The sequence below is a fragment of the Caballeronia hypogeia genome, from assembly GCF_001544875.2.
Classification (GTDB): domain Bacteria; phylum Pseudomonadota; class Gammaproteobacteria; order Burkholderiales; family Burkholderiaceae; genus Caballeronia; species Caballeronia hypogeia.
Map to the genome: position 1 here is coordinate 482,410 of NZ_FCOA02000003.1, position 16,695 is coordinate 499,104.

Consider the following 16,695-nt stretch of genomic DNA (forward strand, 5'->3'; position numbering starts at 1 on the left):
CTCAATCGGCTTTGTTCGACACGCCCGCCGACTCGAAGCTCGCCATTTCATTGACGAACGCGACGGCCGCGCGCAGGATCGGCAACGCGAGCGCCGCGCCCGTGCCTTCACCGAGCCGCAAGTCGAGTTGCAACAGCGGCGCGGCATCGAAATGCGCAAGCATGCGCCGATGCCCCGTCTCGTTCGACGCATGCGCGAACACGCAATAGCCAAGCACTTCAGGCGCGATCTTCGATGCAACCAGCAGCGCCGAAGTCGCGATGAAACCATCGACGAGAATCGTCATGCCTTCGCACGCCGCCGCGAGATAAGCGCCCGTCATCATCGCGATTTCGAAGCCGCCGAAGGTCGCGAGCGTATCGATCGCATCGCCTTCGTGCGCGTGGAGCGCGAGCGCCTTCGAAAGCACGTCGCGCTTGTGCGCGAGACCGCGGTCGTCGAGACCCGTGCCGCGCCCGACGCATTCGTCGACAGGCAAGCCACACAGGCGGCTCATCAGACACGCCGCCGCCGACGTATTCGCGATGCCCATCTCGCCGAAGCCGATCACGTTCGTGCCGAGCGATGCGTGATGCCGCACACGCGCCGCGCCGCGCGCGATGGCTTCGAGCGCGGTCTCGCGCGACATCGCCGACTCGGTCGCGAAGTTGCGCGTGCCGAGCCCGAGCGACAGACGCTCATAACCCTGATCGATAGGAATCGGCGTCGCGACGCCCGCATCGACCACTTCGAGCGTCATGCCGACCGAGCGCGACAGCGCGTTGATCGCAGCCCCGCCCGCCAGAAAATTCGCGACCATCTGCGCGGTGACTTCCTGCGGATACGAACTCACGCCCTCCTTCGCGATGCCATGATCGCCCGCGAACACGATCATCGCTGGGCGCTCGATGCGCGGCTTCGTGGTCCGCTGAATCAGACCCATCTGCAGCGCGAGCGCTTCGAGCCGGCCAAGGCTGCCGGGCGGCTTCGTCTTCGTATCGATGACACGGCGCAGTTCGGCTTCGAGCGCGTGCTCGAGTGCGCGGGGCATCGGGATGTCGTTGAACGTGGACATCGAAATTCCTCTTAAAGGCGATGAATGGTGGGCACGAGCGCTTCGTACGCGCCGTCGCGGATCAGCGCGAGCGGATAGCCGAATGCGGCGCTCGCGCGCTCGGGCGTGAGCACGTCGGCAACGGGGCCGGCGTGCGCGCCGCCGCGGCCGTCGAGCAAGAGCGCGTGCGTCGCGAAACTGCGCGCGAGATTCAGATCGTGGCACGAGAAGATTACGGTGCGCTTGTGCTCGCTCGCCGCGTCGCGCAACGCATGCAGGCAATCGATCTGATGATGCAGATCCAGATGCGAAAGCGGTTCGTCCAGCAGCAGCAGCGGCGCGTTCTGACACAGCGTGGCCGCGAGCGCGACACGCTGGCGTTCGCCGCCGGAAAGCGTCAGCACGTCGCGCGAGGCCAAGGGAGCGAGGCCGAGCAGATCGAGCGAAATGCGCGCGGCGCGACGATCGTCGTCGCTTTCCCAGCCCCAGCCGGTGAGATAGGGGAAGCGGTTCAGCAATACGGTATCGAGCACGGTCGCGCCGAACGCGTCGTGCGTGGCTTGCGGCATCAAGGCGCGCGCGCGGGCGAGTTCAGCCGGGCGCCATGAAGCGAGCGCGCGGCCATCGAGCGACACGCTGCCCGCCGCCGGCTTCGCAAGACCCGCGAGCACGTTGATGAGCGTTGTCTTGCCCGCGCCATTCGGCCCGGCGATGCACCACACCTCGCCCGATGAAATCGTCTGCGTGAGACCGTCGACGAGCGTGCGCGCGCCCGTGCGCAAAACGATGGCGTCGAGTTGCAGGCTCATCGCGGTCTCCGCAACAGCATCCACAGGAACATGGGCACGCCGATCATCGCGGTGATCACGCCCACCGGCAATTGCGCGGGCGCAATCACGGTGCGCGCGGCGAGATCGGCCGCCATCACGGCCACGCCGCCCGCGAGCGCGGCGGCGGGCACGAGCATGCGCTGATCATTGCCGAACGCGAGCCGCAGCAGATGCGGCACCACGAGCCCGACGAAGCCGATGGTTCCCGCCGTCGTAACCGCCGCGGCCGCCGCGAGCGACGCCAGCAGGTACACGCGCACACGCAATCGCGCGACCGGCACGCCGAGCGCCAACGCGGCCGCATCGCCGCGCAACAGCACGTTCAGTTGCGGCGCGACGGGCAAGATCAGAACGATGGCGGCGGCGAGCGCGATCAGCGCGGGCCACGGCGCCGCGGCGCCGTTCAGATCGCCGGTGAGCCAGAAGATCATGCCGCGCAGGCGATTCTCGGGCGCGATGCTCAGAATCAGCGTGATCAGCGCGCCCCAGCCCGACGCGAGCACGACGCCCGTCAGCAAAAGGCGCGGCGACGCGTCCTGCCCGCTGCCCCACAAATCGCGGCGCGCGAGTCCGAGCACGAGAAGAATCGATGCGAGCGCACCCGAGCACGCGGCGAGATCGACGCCCCACCACGGCGACGAAGCCAGCATCGCGATCAGCGCGAAGGTGGCCGCGCCGCCGGAGACACCGAGCACGTACGGCTCGGCGAGCGGATTGCGCAACAGCACTTGCAGAAGCGCGCCGGCCAGCGCGAGCAATGCGCCGCAAGCAAAGCCCGCGAGCGCGCGCGGCAGGCGCAGCGTGAGCACGATTTCATCGGCGATATCGGGCGTCGTGGCGTGCGCGTGCAGCAGCGCACTCAGCGCGCGCATCGGCGGCAAGGCGACACTGCCCATCGCAAGCGAAGCGACGAGCACGGCCAGCGCCGCGATGCCGAGGGCGATCCAGATGGCCGATGCCCGCGCCGCGTTCATCGCGCGCGGACGCCGCAGCGGATCAGGCGCGCCGCTCACGACGGCTGCCAGCCCAGCGTGATGTATGCGCCGCGCCGTGGCGTGTTGTACGAGTAGGCAAGTGCGTAGTCCTTGTCGAAGAGATTGTCGATGCGAGCCGTGACGTACCACGACTTCGAGATGTCATAGCGCGCCGACAGGTTCACGACGCCATAGCCCGCGAGCGTCGAGTCGTAGTCACTGCGCTGGCCGCTCACGATCCATTCGCCGCCCACGCGCCAGGGCCCGAAACTGCGATGCGCGGTGAAGGTCGCGAAGCGCCGCGCGCGGCGCGTCAGGTCTTCGTGATTCGTTTCGTCGACGGGATTCTGGAACGTCACGCCCGCGCGCAAATCCGTGCCGTACACGCGCCCCGCCCACGATCCCTCGATGCCCTGCACCTTCGCGCGCCCGACGTTCTGCGCGACATAGTAGAAGCCGCCATCGGACACGTAGTCGATCAGGTTCGAATAGCGCGTCTGGAACAGCGTCACGCGCATCACGCCCAGCGCATTCGACGCGTACTGCAACGCCGCCTCGACCGAATGGCTGCGTTCCGGCTGGATCGACGGATTGCCGCTGAACGGATAGTAGAGGTCGTCGAAACTGGGCGCGCGAAACGACGACGCGTAGCTCGCGCTCGCCTTCCAGTGCGCGTCGAAGTTGTAGGCGTAGCCCAGATAGTAGCTGTTCGCGCCGCCGAAATCGGAATACTGGTCGTGGCGCAGATTCGCCTGCAGTTCGTTCGCGCCAAGGTGACCGACATAGCCCGCGAACACCGAATCCACATGACGATCGGGCGCGCTGAGCTGATCGGAATCGAGCGTCTGATCCAGATGCTCGTAGCCGAAGAGAAGCTTGTGCGCGTCCGTGATCCTGAAATCGTTCTGCCACGTGTACTGCCGGTTCTCCGAGTTGAAGCGGCTCGTGTAGATGCCGTTCTGCTCGATGTTCGAGCGGTCCTGTCCCTGCGCGACGATGAAGTGCGTGGTCCAGTCGTCGGTGAGCCTGCCGTTCGCGAACACGGACATCGAGCGCACGCGATTGTGCGATTCGTTGATGTCGGTCGGCTGGCCGTAGGCATCGTCGAAACTGTTGATGCCGTTCGATTGCAGGAAGCGCACGCCCGCGTCCCACTTGTCGGTGAATTTGTGGCGCAGCGTCGCCGCGACGCTCTCGTTCAGATAGCCGTTCGCGTTCGGATTCGCGCCAGGCGCGATGTTCGGATCGATCGACGAAAATCCATCGGTCTTTTCGCGCGACACGTTCACGCTGAAGGTCGTGCGGCCTTCCTTGTCGAGCGCGCCGTTCACGCCCGCCGACTGACGCTGCGTGTGATAGCTGCCGTATTCGGCCTCGAAGTTGAAGCGCGGCGGATGCGGCTCGCCCTCCTTCGTGAAGATCTGCACGACGCCGCCGATCGCGTTCGATCCATACAGCGCCGACACGTTGCCGTTCACGACCTCGACGCGGCCGATCTGATCGAGCATCAGTTGCGACAACTGCGCCGCACCGAGCGACGCCGATTCGACGCGCACGCCGTCGATCAGCACGAGCGACTGCGACGACGCCGCGCCGCGTATATACAGCCCCGAGTTCGCGCCCGGCCCGCCGTTGCGCGTGATCTGCACGCCGGGCGCGAGCGCGACGAGGCCGAGCGCATCGCTTGCGTTGGCGTCGGCGATATCCTGCGCGTCGAAGAGCGAAGTCTGCGGGATGGCGTCGGCAAGCGGCTGCGGCGCGCGCGTCGACGTGACGACGACAGGCGCAAGCGTTTGCGAGGCCTCATCCGCTGCAAGCGCGGCGTGTGCGGTGGTGACGAACGGCAAGCCGACTGCAGCGACGGCGCGCGCGCGGCGGCGAAAGCGGCCGTCGCTGAGCGCGGCCAGAGGCGATGACATGTGTGAAGCGTTCCCGTTGACGATGAGCGCGACCCCGCTCCCCGCGAGATCGATGCGCGACGAACGCGCCCTGCGCGATGCATGCGATGCAAGCAGTGCGATGAGCGCGTCGGATTCTGGCCGGTATCCGGGCTGGCGACACATCGTCAGGCCTTCCCGCGCATTGAGCGCAGTGGCGTCGACACGTTTCTTGCAGTGAGTCGGAGGATCGACCCGGCGTGATGAAAAACCACACGTTTGCGCTGCAAAAACGCGCATGAGACGACTTGCAACTTGCGTTGCGGTCGCTTACCGTTGCGGGGGCAGCACAGGTTGGCTCGTCCCGGTCGTACTTCGGGGACTTCGCTCCCTGTTTCCCGTTTGACTGCATTCGCGAGAAACGCGAATGCGAGCACCAAAAAGTGCGGCAAGTGTAGGAGCGCGGGTTGGGGCCGTCAAGAAAACGGCAAGGACAGCATGGCGCGCGGCACAAGACGAATCGAACGAAAACCGGCCGGGCCTGTCTTCACGAGCGCAGACCAGCGCTCGCGTTTTCTGCACACGAATGCATGACGAGATACGCGCGAATCGATCGATTAAGCGCGAGATCGCGTGCTGTTACGTCTCGAAACGAGACAATTATCGGAAGCTCCGTTGAACCGCGCTAAAATGCGAGGTCTTTAGAGGACGCAGCACATGCTCAACGAACTCGAATCACTGTCAGGAAATATCGGCCGGCTGATCCAGATCAGCGAGCGCCATAATCAGGCGCGCGCCGCGCTGCAAGAACAAATCGAGCAACTGCGTGCGGACTATGCCAACGTGCAGGCCGAACTCGCGCAGGTGCGCGAAGAACGTGACGCGTTGCAATCGGAACGCGACTCGCTCTCCGCGAAGATCGACGACGCGCAAGTGCGCCTCAATGCGATCCTCGAAAAACTGCCCCGCGCGAAATCCGCGCTGCACGACGAGCCGGACAATCAACTCGATCTCCTCGAAGCCAATTCGCAAGGCGCGCATGAGCATGCGCACGAAGCGGAGTTGCACGGCGAGCATCATCAGGGAGAGAAGGCATGAGCACCACGCAAATCGAAGTATCCATTCTCGGGCAGCAATATCGTCTCGCTTGCTCGCCGGAAACGGAAGGCCCGCTGCGCGAAGCCGTGGCGCGCGTGGACGCCGAGATGAACAAGGTGCGCAATGCGAGCAGCGTGCGCGGCACCGATCGCATCGCGGTCATGGCGGCGCTTTCGCTGGCGTCGGAATTGCTTAAGCTGCAGGACAGCGTGCGTCACGGCGAGGCCTTCCCCGCCGAGGAAATCCGCCGCACCATGCATTCGATGAACGAACAACTGGGCGCCGTCATTGCGCAATATGAAGCGCAATGAGAGGTCTGCGCGTCGAGTCAATCAGCGCGCGATGTCGATGAAAAAAAGAAACCGCCGCGGGGCTGCAGAAGGCAAACGATTGGTGTAGAGTGTCGTTTCCCTGCCTGGTACGCCAAGGTCATATATTCCTTGAACCAATGCTACATTGGCACGGTTGCGGAACCTTGCAGCACGGGCGCGCGCGTCGCTAGTCCGATGTACCCGAAGTGTTGCTTACCGCGACCAATCTTGAACCCAGGTTCAGGATGCCGGCCTAGCGGCTGTGGCGGGGACCTAATTTAAACGGCATCGGTTTTTCCGATGCCGTTTTCGTTTGTCCTCGCAGTTTTCTTCGCGATTCGAGCACACCACCATGCGCTACTGGCTGATGAAGTCCGAACCGGACGAAGCGAGCATCGATCATCTCGCGCACGCGCCGAAGAAAACCCTGCCGTGGACCGGCGTACGCAACTATCAGGCGCGCAACTTCATGCGCGATCAGATGCAGATCGGCGACGGCGTGCTCTTCTATCATTCGAGCTGCCCGGAGCCGGGCATCGCGGGTATCGCGAAAGTGTGCTCGACCGCGTATCCCGATCCCACGCAGTTCGACCCGAAGAGCGATTACTACGATCCGAAATCCACGCAGGAAACGCCGCGCTGGATGCTCGTCGACGTGAAGTACGTGAAGAAGACGCCGCTCATTTCGCTCGCCGCGCTGCGCGAGCACGACGAACTCGCGGACATGCAGGTGCTCGCGCGCGGCAACCGGCTCTCGATCACGCCTGTGACGGAAGCGCAGTGGCGATTTATTACCGAGCGTCTCGTCTAACACGGAACTTACGACACAAGGCAAACGCCTAAATGCGGTCGCGAATCACGCGATACCTTGCGTTCGGAGTCTCTCGATGATCAACAAGAAAACCGCCGCTGCACTCGCACTTCTCGCGATGTCTGGCGCCGCGCTCAGCTTCACTCAAACCGCCGCCGCGCAAACAGTGATCAACCAGCAGCCCGCGGGCGTGCTTTCGCTGTCGGCGCAATCGAGCGCGCAAGTGCCGCAGGATGTCGTCAGTATCACACTCTTCTACGAGCAGGAAGCGGCCGATCCGTCGTCGCTCACCAACACGCTCAATCAGCGCGCCGAGGCCGCGTTGCGCGAGGCGAAAGGCGTCGATGGCGTGACGGCCAAGAGCGGCTCGTTCACCGTGTATCCGTCAACCGATCGCGACGGCAAGATTTCCGCGTGGCGCGGCCGCACGGAAGTCGTGCTCGAATCGCACGATTTCGCGGCGGCGTCGAAACTCGCGGGCAAGATGAGTTCGTCGATGCAGGTAGGCAGCGTCGCGTTCTCGCTGTCGCCGGAAGCGCAACGCACGGCCGAGCAAAAGCTCGTCACGCAGGCCATCGACTCGTTCCGCAAGCAGGCGCAGACCGCCGCGCAGGCGTTCGGCTACAGCAATTTCACGATTCGCGAGGTGAACATTGGACGCGGCGGCATTCAGCCGCGCCCGGTCATGATGATGCAGTCGCGCGCCATGAGCGCCGATGCCAAGATGGCCGCGCCGATCGCGATGGAAGCCGGCACGACCACCGTGACCGTCGATGTGAACGGCTCGGTGCAGATGGGGCGTTGAGCGCGCAAACGCCGCTCAGGAAACTTTGACCGGATCGGGCGGCAGGCGCAGATTGCGCTTGTACGCCCACACCATCATCAGGACGCCCGCGATGATCATCGGCAGCGAGAGCCACTGGCCCATCGAAAGGTTCAGTGCGAGCAGGCCGAGATAATCGTCCGGCTCACGCGCGAACTCCACCGTGAAGCGCGCCAGTCCATAACCGATCAGGAACAGCGCGGAAATCGCGCCCACGGGCCGCTGCTTGCGCGAGAAGGTCCAGATCACGATAAACAGCACGAGCCCTTCCAGCGCGATCTCGTACAACTGCGACGGATGGCGCGGCAGCATGTGATAGCGCTCAAAAACTTCGCTGAGATGATATTGCGCATCCATTTGCGGATTCTTCGAGAGCCAGATCGCATCGTCGTTCGACGAATGCTGGAACAGCATCGCCCACGGCGCGTTCGGGTCCGTCACGCGGCCCCACAATTCACCGTTGATGAAGTTGCCGAGACGCCCGGCCGCGAGGCCCAGCGGCACCATCGGCGCGACGAAATCGGTCACCTGCAGCCAGGTGCGCTTGCGCTGGTACGCGAACAGCACCATCGCGAGCGTCACGCCGAGAAAGCCGCCGTGGAAGGACATGCCGCCTTCCCAGACCTTGAAGATATCGAGCGGATGCGCGGCGTAGTAACTCGCCTTGTAGAAAATCACGTAACCGATGCGCCCGCCGAGAATCGTGCCGAGCACGCCGTAAAACAGCATGTCGTCGATATCCTTCACGGTCCAGCCCTGGGCGGACACATAAGGCAGCCGCAGCCGCAGCCGGCCGATGACGATGGCCGACACGAACGCCACCAGATACATGAGGCCGTACCAGCGCACGGCGAGCGGTCCGAGATGAATCGCGACGGGATCGAAATTGGGATGTATGAGCATTCTGATGTGGGAGCCTGAGCGAACTACAACGCGAACTACAAGGGCGAATCATACCGAACCGGCGGAGTCTGCCCGCGCTCGGACGATCTCGATGAACCCGGCGAGCACCGGGCTCACTTCGGCGGCGCGCCACACGAGTCCGGTTTCGACGAGCGTCGCCGACTCGCGCGCCGGCCGCAGAGGACGATACACAACCCCCGTGCGACGCAGATGACGCAGCGACTGCGGCACGAGCGCGACGCCCATGCCGGCGGACACGAGGCTCACGATGGTCTGCATCTGGATCGCCTCCTGCCCGATGCGCGGCGCGAGTCCCGCCGCGCCGTAGCAGCCCATGATGATGTCATACAAACCGGGCGCCAGCGGTCGCGGGAAAATGACCAGCGGCGCGTCGGCGAGATCGTGCAGGTCGACGGGCGTTTCCGCCCATTCTTCCGCGCCCTGCCCCAGTTCGCGCGCCGCATCGGCCGATATCGCGATCACCAGCGGCTCGCGCGCCACCGCCAGATACGACAGCGCGCTCGCGTAACGCGGCGGCAGCGGCGGAATCACGAGACCCGCGTCGATGCGCCCGGCGACGAGTTCCTCGATCTGCACATCGCTGGTTGCCTCGGTCAGTTGCAGGCGCACGCCGGAAAAACGCGCCCCGAATTCGCGCAGGAGATCCGGCAGCAGCCCGTAATCGGCCGTGGACACGAACGCCAGCGACAGCACGCCCGCCTCGCCGCGCGCAAGCGACTGCGCGAGCGGGCGCAGCGCGTCGGCGGATGCGAGCAGGCGCCGCACTTCCGGCAGCAGATCCTTGCCGACCGGCGTCAGCTCCACGGTCCGTTTCGTGCGCACGAACAGCGCGACGCCGAGCGCTTCTTCCAGCGCGCGGATCGCCTGCGACAGCGGCGGCTGCGTCATGGCGAGACGCGCGGCGGCGCGGCCGAAGTGCATTTCTTCGGCGACCGTCACGAAATAGCGCAAGAGTCGCAAATCCATTGATACTTTTTCCGACCTAATTAGCCTTGAATAATATATTGGACAGGCACATCGCGGGAGTTGCATTCTTGCTGCACTAGATCAAAAACATCCCCCAAGGAGCACACCATGGCCTTCAATCGCCGCTCGAAGCACATCACCCAGGGCGTCGCGCGCTCGCCCAACCGTTCGATGTATTACGCCCTCGGCTACAAGGAAGAAGATTTCGACAAGCCGATGATCGGCGTCGCGAACGGTCACTCGACCATCACGCCGTGCAACGCGGGCCTGCAGCGCCTGGCCGATGCGGCCATCGAAGCGATCAAAAAGTCCGACGCCAATCCGCAGATCTTCGGGACGCCCACGATCTCCGACGGCATGTCGATGGGCACCGAAGGGATGAAGTACTCGCTCGTCTCGCGCGAGGTGATCGCGGACTGCGTCGAGACGGCCGTGCAGGGACAGTGGATGGACGGCGTGGTCGTGATCGGCGGCTGCGACAAGAACATGCCGGGCGGCATGATCGGCATGGCGCGCATGAACGTGCCGTCGATCTACGTGTACGGCGGCACGATTCGCCCGGGCAACTGGAAAGGCCGCGACCTGACGATCGTGTCGTCGTTCGAGGCGGTCGGCGAATTCACGGCGGGGCGCATGTCGGAGGAGGATTTCAAGGGCGTCGAGAAGAACGCGTGTCCGTCGACCGGTTCGTGCGGCGGCATGTACACCGCGAACACGATGAGCTCGTCGTTCGAGGCGCTCGGCATGTCGCTGATGTATTCGTCGACGATGGCGAACCCGGATCAGGAAAAGGTCGATTCCGCCGCGGAATCCGCGCGCGTGCTCGTCGAAGCTGTGAAGCAGGATCTGAAGCCGCGCGACATCATCACGAAGAAGTCGATCGAGAACGCGGTCGCGCTGATCATGGCGACGGGCGGCTCGACCAACGCCGTGCTGCACTATCTGGCGATCGCGCATGCGGCCGAGGTGGAATGGAGCATCGACGACTTCGAGCGCATGCGCAAGAAAGTGCCGGTCATTTGCGATCTGAAGCCGTCGGGTCAATATGTCGCGACCGATCTGCACAAGGCCGGCGGCATCCCGCAAGTGCTGAAGATCCTGCTGGACGCGGGCCTGCTGCACGGCGACTGCGTGACGATCACCGGGCGCACCATCGCCGAAGAACTGAAGGACGTGCCCGCGAAGCCGCGCGCCGACCAGAAGGTCATCTTTCCGATCGAGCAGGCGCTTTACAAGGAAGGTCATCTGGCGATCCTGCGCGGCAATCTCGCGGAAGACGGCGCGGTCGCGAAGATCACCGGCCTGAAGAATCCGGTCATTACCGGCCCGGCGCGCGTGTTCGAAGACGAGCAAAGCGCGATGGAAGCGATCCTCGCCGACAAGATCAAGGCCGGCGATATCCTCGTGCTGCGCTATCTCGGGCCCGTCGGCGGCCCCGGCATGCCGGAGATGCTCGCGCCGACTTCGGCGATCATCGGCAAGGGCCTGGGCGAATCGGTCGGCTTCATCACGGACGGGCGCTTCTCGGGCGGCACGTGGGGCATGGTGGTCGGTCACGTCGCACCGGAAGCCTTCGCGGGCGGCACCATCGCGCTCGTGCACGAAGGCGATTCGATCACCATCGACGCGCACAAGCTGCTCCTGCAACTGAACGTGGACGACGCAGAACTCGCGCGCCGCCGCGCCGCGTGGAAGCAGCCCGTGCCGAAGTACACGCGCGGCGTGCTGGCGAAGTTCGCGGCGCTCGCTGGGCCGGCGAACAAGGGGGCGGTGACGGGGTGATCCTTTTGCCGCGATGAGACGAAGGGGCGCGCGTGCGCCCCTTTTTCATTGCGTGCGCGCCGTGACGCGTCTCCTATAATGCGCCAGACACCAGCCCGGCGCAGTCATCGGGGAGACCACATGAAATCGATTCGAAGGAGTGTCGTCGCGACATTCGCGCTGCTCGCCCTGTGCGGCACGGCGAACGCGCAGAACGACAACACGACGATGCTAGGCTTCGCGCAGAGCCACAACTGCATGAGCTGTCACTCCATGTCGCGCACCTTCATGGGCCCGTCGTTCAACAGCGTCGCGCACAAATATGCGCACACGGAAGGCGCGCGCACGCAACTGGCGCGCAAGATCGTCGAAGGCGGCGTGGGCGTGTGGGGACCGGTGCCGATGCCCGCGAACACGCAGATTTCGTCCGATCAGGCGATCGCGCTGGCGGACTGGATTCTGTCGCTGCGATAGAAACTCACTCGCCGCGCTGACGGCGCAATTCTTCTTCCACCGCCTCGCGCACCCATTCGCGCATGCGGCCTTCGAGCGCCAGTGCGACTTCGCGCGTAATGGCCGAGACGAGCTGCGTCGAATGTTCGCGCAGCACGTCGCGGCAGCGCTCTTCGATCAGCGCGCGGGCGTCGCCCGTCAGAAAGCCCGTGAAGCGACCGCTCAGCCGCTCGGCGATCTGGTCCGCGTCATATTCGATCGCCGCATCGGCGGACGGCGCGCGCGCGTATTCCGGCTTGCCGGGCACGACGACATCGGTCAGAACCGGGATGGACGGATCGAAGGATTCGGGCTTGTTCGTCATTGGCTGATCTCTAGTGTGAGCGAGCGCGACGCCAGCGGCGCCCGCGCTTCGCTCTCAGGTGATGCGCTCGGGTGATTCGCTCACGCGCCTTGATTGTGCGTCTGGATCGCGTAGCCGCGGTCGCGGTAGAAGCGATAACGCTCGCGGCCCGCGGCGAGTTCATCGCCGTCGTCGCCGACGATTTCCACCAGCCGCTCGAAGCGGGCGAACTGCGCGGGCATCGGCGCGCCCAGATTCACGAGCACCTGATGATGCGGCGCCTCGTCGAGATTCGACGTCAGCACCACGGGCGTGTCCTGCGCGAGCGGGCTCTTCGCCATGCAATGCGGGATGAACTCCAGCGGCTCGAAAGTCCACAGTTGCTCGTCGAACGCGGCGAGACGCTGCGGCTCGGCGAGCACGACCACGGGCTTGCCGCTCGCATACGCCTTGCGCGCGAGGCGGCAGGCGTACGCGAGCGGATCGCCGACGTTCGTATGAAAGTCGATGCGCGTCATGCAGCTTTCACGCGCCCGCGCGATCGATCAGGAACTGCGACAGCAACGGCACCGGACGTCCTGTCGCGCCCTTCGCCGCGCCGCTCTTCCACGCGGTCCCGGCGATGTCGAGGTGCGCCCACGGATAAGCCGTGGCGAAGCGCGACAGAAAGCACGCCGCCGTCACGCTGCCCGCCGGACGTCCGCCGATATTCGCGACATCGGCGAAATTCGACTTGAGCTGATCCTGATACTCGTCGTCCAGCGGCAGGCGCCAGGCCGGATCGACCGCCTCGCGCGAAGCGTCGAGCAGCTCGCCCGCGAGCGCGTCGTCCTTCGAGAACAGGCCCGTGTTGTGATGACCGAGCGCGATGATGCAGGCCCCCGTCAGCGTCGCGATGTCGACCACGGCGGCCGGCTTGAAGCGCTCGGCGTAGGTCAGGGCGTCGCACAGGATGAGACGGCCTTCGGCGTCGGTGTTCAGCACTTCGATGGTCGTGCCGTTCATCGACGTGATGATGTCGCCCGGCTTCACCGCGTTGCCCGCGGGCATGTTCTCGCAGGTCGGGATCACGCCGATCACGTTGAGCTTCAGGCCCATTTCAGCGACCGCGCGCATCGTGCCGAACACGGAGCCCGCGCCGCACATGTCATATTTCATCTCGTCCATCGCCTCACCCGGCTTGATCGAGATGCCGCCCGAATCGAACGTGATGCCCTTGCCGACCAGCACGATCGGCGCGTTCCTGCCCTTGCTCTTGCCGGTGTCGGCGCCCGCGCCCTGGTAATGCATGACGATGAACTGCGGCGGTTCGACCGAGCCCTTCGCGACCGAAAGGAACGAGCCCATGCCGAGCGCCTCGATCTGCTTCTGGCCGAGCACTTCGACCTTGAGCTTGAAGTCGCGGCCGAGCTTCTTCGCGGTCTGACCGAGATAGGTCGGCGTGCAGACGTTGGGCGGCAGATTACCGAGATCGCGCGTGAGATCCATGCCGTTGGCGATCGCGACGCCCTGCTTGAGCCCGACCTTGGCGGCTTTCTCGTCGGCGGAATCGACGCTGAACACGACCTTCTTGAGCGAGCGTGCGCCGTTGTCGGGCTTGCTCTTCATCTGCGTGAACTTGTAGGTCAGTTCGCGCAGCGCGAGGATCGCGGCGCGCACGCCCCAGTCGCCGGTGCGATCCTGAACGGGCAATTGCGCGAGCGTGAAGGTCGCCTGAACGATCTTCGAGCCGAGCACCACGCGCCACGCGGCACGCACGGCCTCGCCGTAGGCTTTCTGATTGAAGGCGTCCTGCTTGCCCAGGCCGACAAGCAGCACGCGCGATGCGCCGATGCCAGTCACTTCGGGCACGAGCAGCGTGGTGCCCGCGCGGCCGCTCATGTCACCGGCTTTCACGACACGCGAAATCAGGCCCTTGGTGGCGACATCCATGTCGCGCGCGGCGCCCGTGAGCGTCTGCGCTTCGAAGATGCCGAGGACGATGACATCTGACTTCCCGGTAAGGAAACCATTTGCCTCGCCTTTGCTCCAATCACAGGCTTTTATGCTAAAGTCCATCGCGCTTATCCTCGGATAAAATCTTGGCTGAAGGATGAAAGCCGCAATTATCCGCTATTTTTTCCGCGGCGGTCACGGGCACCCGGCGCTGGGGTAAGCGAACTTGAGCGAATACCCTTCCCGTCTGCCACGAGATGCGTGCATGATTCCGCATCCCCGCCGGCTCAAAGCAAACATCAATGATCTTCGAACGCTCCCTGCAGCGCGAACTCGCGTACACGGCCGGCGCCGTGTTCATGGTGCTGCTCACGATCATGCTCACGACGATGATGATCCGCATCGTCGGCTTCGCGGCGCAGGGTCAGGTCGACCCGAAAGACGTCGTCGTGCTGATCGGGCTCACCGTCATCGGCTATCTCGCGGTCATGCTGATCGTGACGCTGTTCGTCTCCATTCTCTTCGTGCTCACGCGCTGGTATCGCGACTCCGAAATGGTCGTGTGGCTGGCCTCGGGCGTGAGCCATACGCAGCTCATCAAGCCGGTCGCCGTGTTCTCCACGCCGATCATCATCCTCATCATCTTCTTTGCGTTCGTCGGCTGGCCATGGTCGAACCAGCAGAGCAAGCTCATCAAGGCGCGTTTCCAGCAGCGCGATGAAGTGTCGCTGCTCGCGCCGGGGCAGTTCCGCGAATCGCCTTCGAGCCATCGCGTCTTCTTCATCGAGAAGATGTCGCCGGATCAGAGCCAGGTGCAGAACGTATTCGTGACCAGCACCGAAGGCGGCAAGGTCAACGTGATCGTCTCGCAGACGGGTCACACGGAAACGCGTGAAGACGGCGACCGCTTCATCGTGCTGGATAACGGCCGCCGCTATGACGGCCTGCCCGGGCAGCCAAACTTCCGCATCATGGAATTCGAGCGGTATGGTGTGAAGATAATGAACCATCAGGTCGTCAACACGCCGACCACCACCGGCATCTCGACACCCGACCTGCTCGCCCGGCCGACCAAGGAAAACCTCGCGGAATTCGCCTGGCGCGCGGGCCTGCCGCTCATCGCCATCAACCTGATGCTGCTCGCCATTCCGCTGTCGTACCAGAATCCGCGCCGCAGCCGCACCATCAACCTCGTGATGGCCGTGCTGATCTATCTCACGTATTCGAACCTGTTGAACGTCGTGCAGTCGTGGATCGAGCAGGGCAAGCTGTCGTTCGGCGTGGGCATCGTCGGGCTGCATGTGATCGTGGGGGCGGTCGTCGCGTTCATCTTCTGGCTGCGCATCCGTAACCGGCCGCTCTTCAGGCTGCCTTCGCTCGCGCGTTCGAAGGGAGCCTGACGCATGCGTATCTACGAACGATATTTCGCGCGCCAGATCTATCTCGCGTTCATCTTCATCCTGTTCGCGTTTTCGGGCCTGTTCTTCTTCTTCGACCTGATCAACGAGCTGAACACGGTCGGCCACGGCAACTACAAGTTCACGCTCGCGGTGCTGCGCGTCGCGCTGCAGACGCCCTCGCGCTTCTACGAAATCATTCCGGTCGCCGCGCTGATTTCGGCCATCTATGTTTTCGCACAGATGGCGGCGGCTTCCGAGTTCACGATCTTTCGCGTGTCGGGACTCTCGACGGGCGCCGCGCTGCGCTCGCTGCTCAAGATCGGCATTCCGCTCGTGCTGATCACGTACATCATCGGCGAGGTGGTCGGGCCTTATACCGATCAGCTCTCCGAGCGCGTGCGGCTCGAAGCGCTGGGGTCATCGGTGTCGTCGAACTTCCAGTCGGGCGTGTGGGTGAAGGACACGCTCACGGCGAAAGAAAACGGCGAGCAGGTCACGCGGTTCGTGAACGTCGGCACGCTGAATCCCGACACGACCATCGCCGATGTGCGCATCTACGAGTTCGATTCGAAGTTTCGTCTGACCAACGTGCGCATTGCGAAGAGCGGCGTGTACCAGCCGCCCGGCCACTGGAAGCTCACGGACGTCACTGACACGAAACTGAGCGACGCGCCGCCGCAGGCCGTCAATCCCGGCGATACGCTGAACCCGATCTATCGCGCGACGCAATCGACGTTGCCCGAATACTCGCTGCGCTCCGAGCTCACGCCGCAGATTCTGTCGGTGCTGCTGGTGTCGCCGGATCGCATGTCGATGTTCAACCTGTTCCGCTATATCCAGCATCTGACGGAGAATCATCAGAACACGCAGACGTATCAGATCGCGTTCTGGCGCAAGATTCTTTATCCGTTCGCAGTGTTCGTGATGCTGATTCTGTCGCTGCCGTTCGCGTATCTGCATACGCGAGCGGGCGTGGTCGGCGTGAAGGTGTTCGGCGGGATCATGATCGGGATGAGCTTCCAGCTGGTCAACACGCTGTTCTCGCACATCGGCAATCTGAACACGTGGCCCGCGCCGATCACGGCGGCGGCGCCCGCCCTCGCCTATCTCGCGGTCGGTCTGATCGGGCTGAAGTGGGTCGAGCGGCACTGAGATT

17 protein-coding genes, 1 other RNA gene and 1 riboswitch are annotated in these 16,695 nt (G+C 64.2%); of the genes, 9 read left to right on the forward strand and 9 right to left on the reverse strand.

What is annotated here, in order from left to right; translation table 11 throughout:
• Position 1: 1 nt before the first annotated feature.
• The 4 genes from cobT to AWB79_RS08290 are packed head-to-tail and all read right to left on the reverse strand — an operon-like array spanning position 2 to position 4,756.
• Positions 2-1,054 (reverse strand): nicotinate-nucleotide--dimethylbenzimidazole phosphoribosyltransferase, encoded by a 1,053-nt coding sequence (gene cobT / locus AWB79_RS08275; RefSeq protein ID WP_061166885.1) that lies wholly within the window; start codon positions 1,052-1,054, stop codon positions 2-4.
• Between the two features lie 11 nt (positions 1,055-1,065).
• Positions 1,066-1,842, reverse strand: coding sequence for an ABC transporter ATP-binding protein (locus AWB79_RS08280; protein WP_061166886.1), 777 nt, complete (start codon positions 1,840-1,842; stop codon positions 1,066-1,068).
• A complete protein-coding gene (locus tag AWB79_RS08285) occupies positions 1,839-2,837 on the reverse strand; it encodes a FecCD family ABC transporter permease (RefSeq protein WP_061167031.1) in 999 nt (332 codons plus the stop codon). Before AWB79_RS08285 ends, AWB79_RS08280 begins: the two co-directional genes overlap by 4 nt.
• A 35-nt stretch (positions 2,838-2,872) precedes the next feature.
• A complete protein-coding gene (locus AWB79_RS08290; protein WP_061166887.1) occupies positions 2,873-4,756 on the reverse strand; it encodes a TonB-dependent receptor domain-containing protein in 1,884 nt (627 codons plus the stop codon).
• Positions 4,757-4,857: 101 nt separating this feature from the next.
• A riboswitch (cobalamin riboswitch) is annotated at positions 4,858-5,170 on the reverse strand.
• Between the two features lie 261 nt (positions 5,171-5,431).
• Here AWB79_RS08290 and AWB79_RS08295 point away from each other — a divergent pair.
• The 5 genes from AWB79_RS08295 to AWB79_RS08315 all read left to right on the forward strand — a co-directional run bounded on the left by AWB79_RS08295 (position 5,432) and on the right by AWB79_RS08315 (position 7,739).
• The gene (locus AWB79_RS08295; RefSeq protein ID WP_061166888.1) at positions 5,432-5,812 is read left to right on the forward strand and encodes a hypothetical protein; all 381 of its coding nucleotides are present in this window, start codon (positions 5,432-5,434) and stop codon (positions 5,810-5,812) included.
• Entirely contained in the window at positions 5,809-6,123 is a 315-nt protein-coding gene (locus tag AWB79_RS08300; RefSeq protein ID WP_061166889.1) for a cell division protein ZapA, read from the forward strand. Before AWB79_RS08295 ends, AWB79_RS08300 begins: the two co-directional genes overlap by 4 nt.
• 94 nt (positions 6,124-6,217) lie before the next feature.
• A non-coding RNA gene (gene ssrS / locus AWB79_RS08305) (6S RNA) lies at positions 6,218-6,399 on the forward strand.
• A gap of 76 nt (positions 6,400-6,475) precedes the next feature.
• The gene (locus AWB79_RS08310; protein ID WP_061166890.1) at positions 6,476-6,934 is read left to right on the forward strand and encodes an EVE domain-containing protein; all 459 of its coding nucleotides are present in this window, start codon (positions 6,476-6,478) and stop codon (positions 6,932-6,934) included.
• Positions 6,935-7,010: 76 nt separating this feature from the next.
• Positions 7,011-7,739, forward strand: a complete 729-nt coding sequence (locus AWB79_RS08315) for an SIMPL domain-containing protein (protein ID WP_198398989.1) — start codon at positions 7,011-7,013, stop codon at positions 7,737-7,739.
• Between the two features lie 15 nt (positions 7,740-7,754).
• Here the strand turns inward: AWB79_RS08315 and lgt are convergent, their stop codons facing one another.
• Positions 7,755-8,660 (reverse strand): prolipoprotein diacylglyceryl transferase, encoded by a 906-nt coding sequence (gene lgt / locus AWB79_RS08320; RefSeq protein ID WP_061166891.1) that lies wholly within the window; start codon positions 8,658-8,660, stop codon positions 7,755-7,757.
• A gap of 48 nt (positions 8,661-8,708) precedes the next feature.
• Entirely contained in the window at positions 8,709-9,647 is a 939-nt protein-coding gene (locus AWB79_RS08325; protein ID WP_061166892.1) for a LysR family transcriptional regulator, read from the reverse strand.
• A gap of 108 nt (positions 9,648-9,755) precedes the next feature.
• Here AWB79_RS08325 and ilvD point away from each other — a divergent pair, with 108 nt between their 5' ends.
• Both ilvD and AWB79_RS08335 read left to right on the forward strand, forming a co-directional pair.
• The gene (gene ilvD, locus AWB79_RS08330; protein WP_061166893.1) at positions 9,756-11,429 is read left to right on the forward strand and encodes a dihydroxy-acid dehydratase; all 1,674 of its coding nucleotides are present in this window, start codon (positions 9,756-9,758) and stop codon (positions 11,427-11,429) included.
• A gap of 120 nt (positions 11,430-11,549) precedes the next feature.
• Complete coding sequence (locus AWB79_RS08335; RefSeq protein WP_061166894.1) at positions 11,550-11,882, forward strand: c-type cytochrome; 333 nt, start codon at positions 11,550-11,552, stop codon at positions 11,880-11,882.
• A 4-nt stretch (positions 11,883-11,886) separates the two neighbouring features.
• Here the strand turns inward: AWB79_RS08335 and AWB79_RS08340 are convergent, their stop codons facing one another.
• From AWB79_RS08340 to AWB79_RS08350, 3 genes are all read right to left on the reverse strand, one after another.
• Entirely contained in the window at positions 11,887-12,225 is a 339-nt protein-coding gene (locus AWB79_RS08340; protein ID WP_061166895.1) for a DUF2486 family protein, read from the reverse strand.
• A gap of 80 nt (positions 12,226-12,305) precedes the next feature.
• Positions 12,306-12,722 carry a DNA polymerase III subunit chi gene (locus tag AWB79_RS08345; protein WP_061166896.1) on the reverse strand — a complete coding sequence of 139 codons (417 nt, stop codon included), beginning with the start codon at positions 12,720-12,722 and terminating at the stop codon, positions 12,306-12,308.
• A 7-nt stretch (positions 12,723-12,729) separates the two neighbouring features.
• Positions 12,730-14,262 (reverse strand): leucyl aminopeptidase, encoded by a 1,533-nt coding sequence (locus tag AWB79_RS08350; protein ID WP_061166897.1) that lies wholly within the window; start codon positions 14,260-14,262, stop codon positions 12,730-12,732.
• Between the two features lie 179 nt (positions 14,263-14,441).
• Here AWB79_RS08350 and lptF point away from each other — a divergent pair, with 179 nt between their 5' ends.
• The gene (gene lptF / locus AWB79_RS08355) at positions 14,442-15,539 is read left to right on the forward strand and encodes an LPS export ABC transporter permease LptF (protein ID WP_061166898.1); all 1,098 of its coding nucleotides are present in this window, start codon (positions 14,442-14,444) and stop codon (positions 15,537-15,539) included.
• Positions 15,540-15,542: 3 nt separating this feature from the next.
• A complete protein-coding gene (gene lptG, locus AWB79_RS08360) occupies positions 15,543-16,691 on the forward strand; it encodes an LPS export ABC transporter permease LptG (RefSeq protein ID WP_061166899.1) in 1,149 nt (382 codons plus the stop codon).
• The last annotated feature ends 4 nt before the right edge of the window (positions 16,692-16,695 follow it).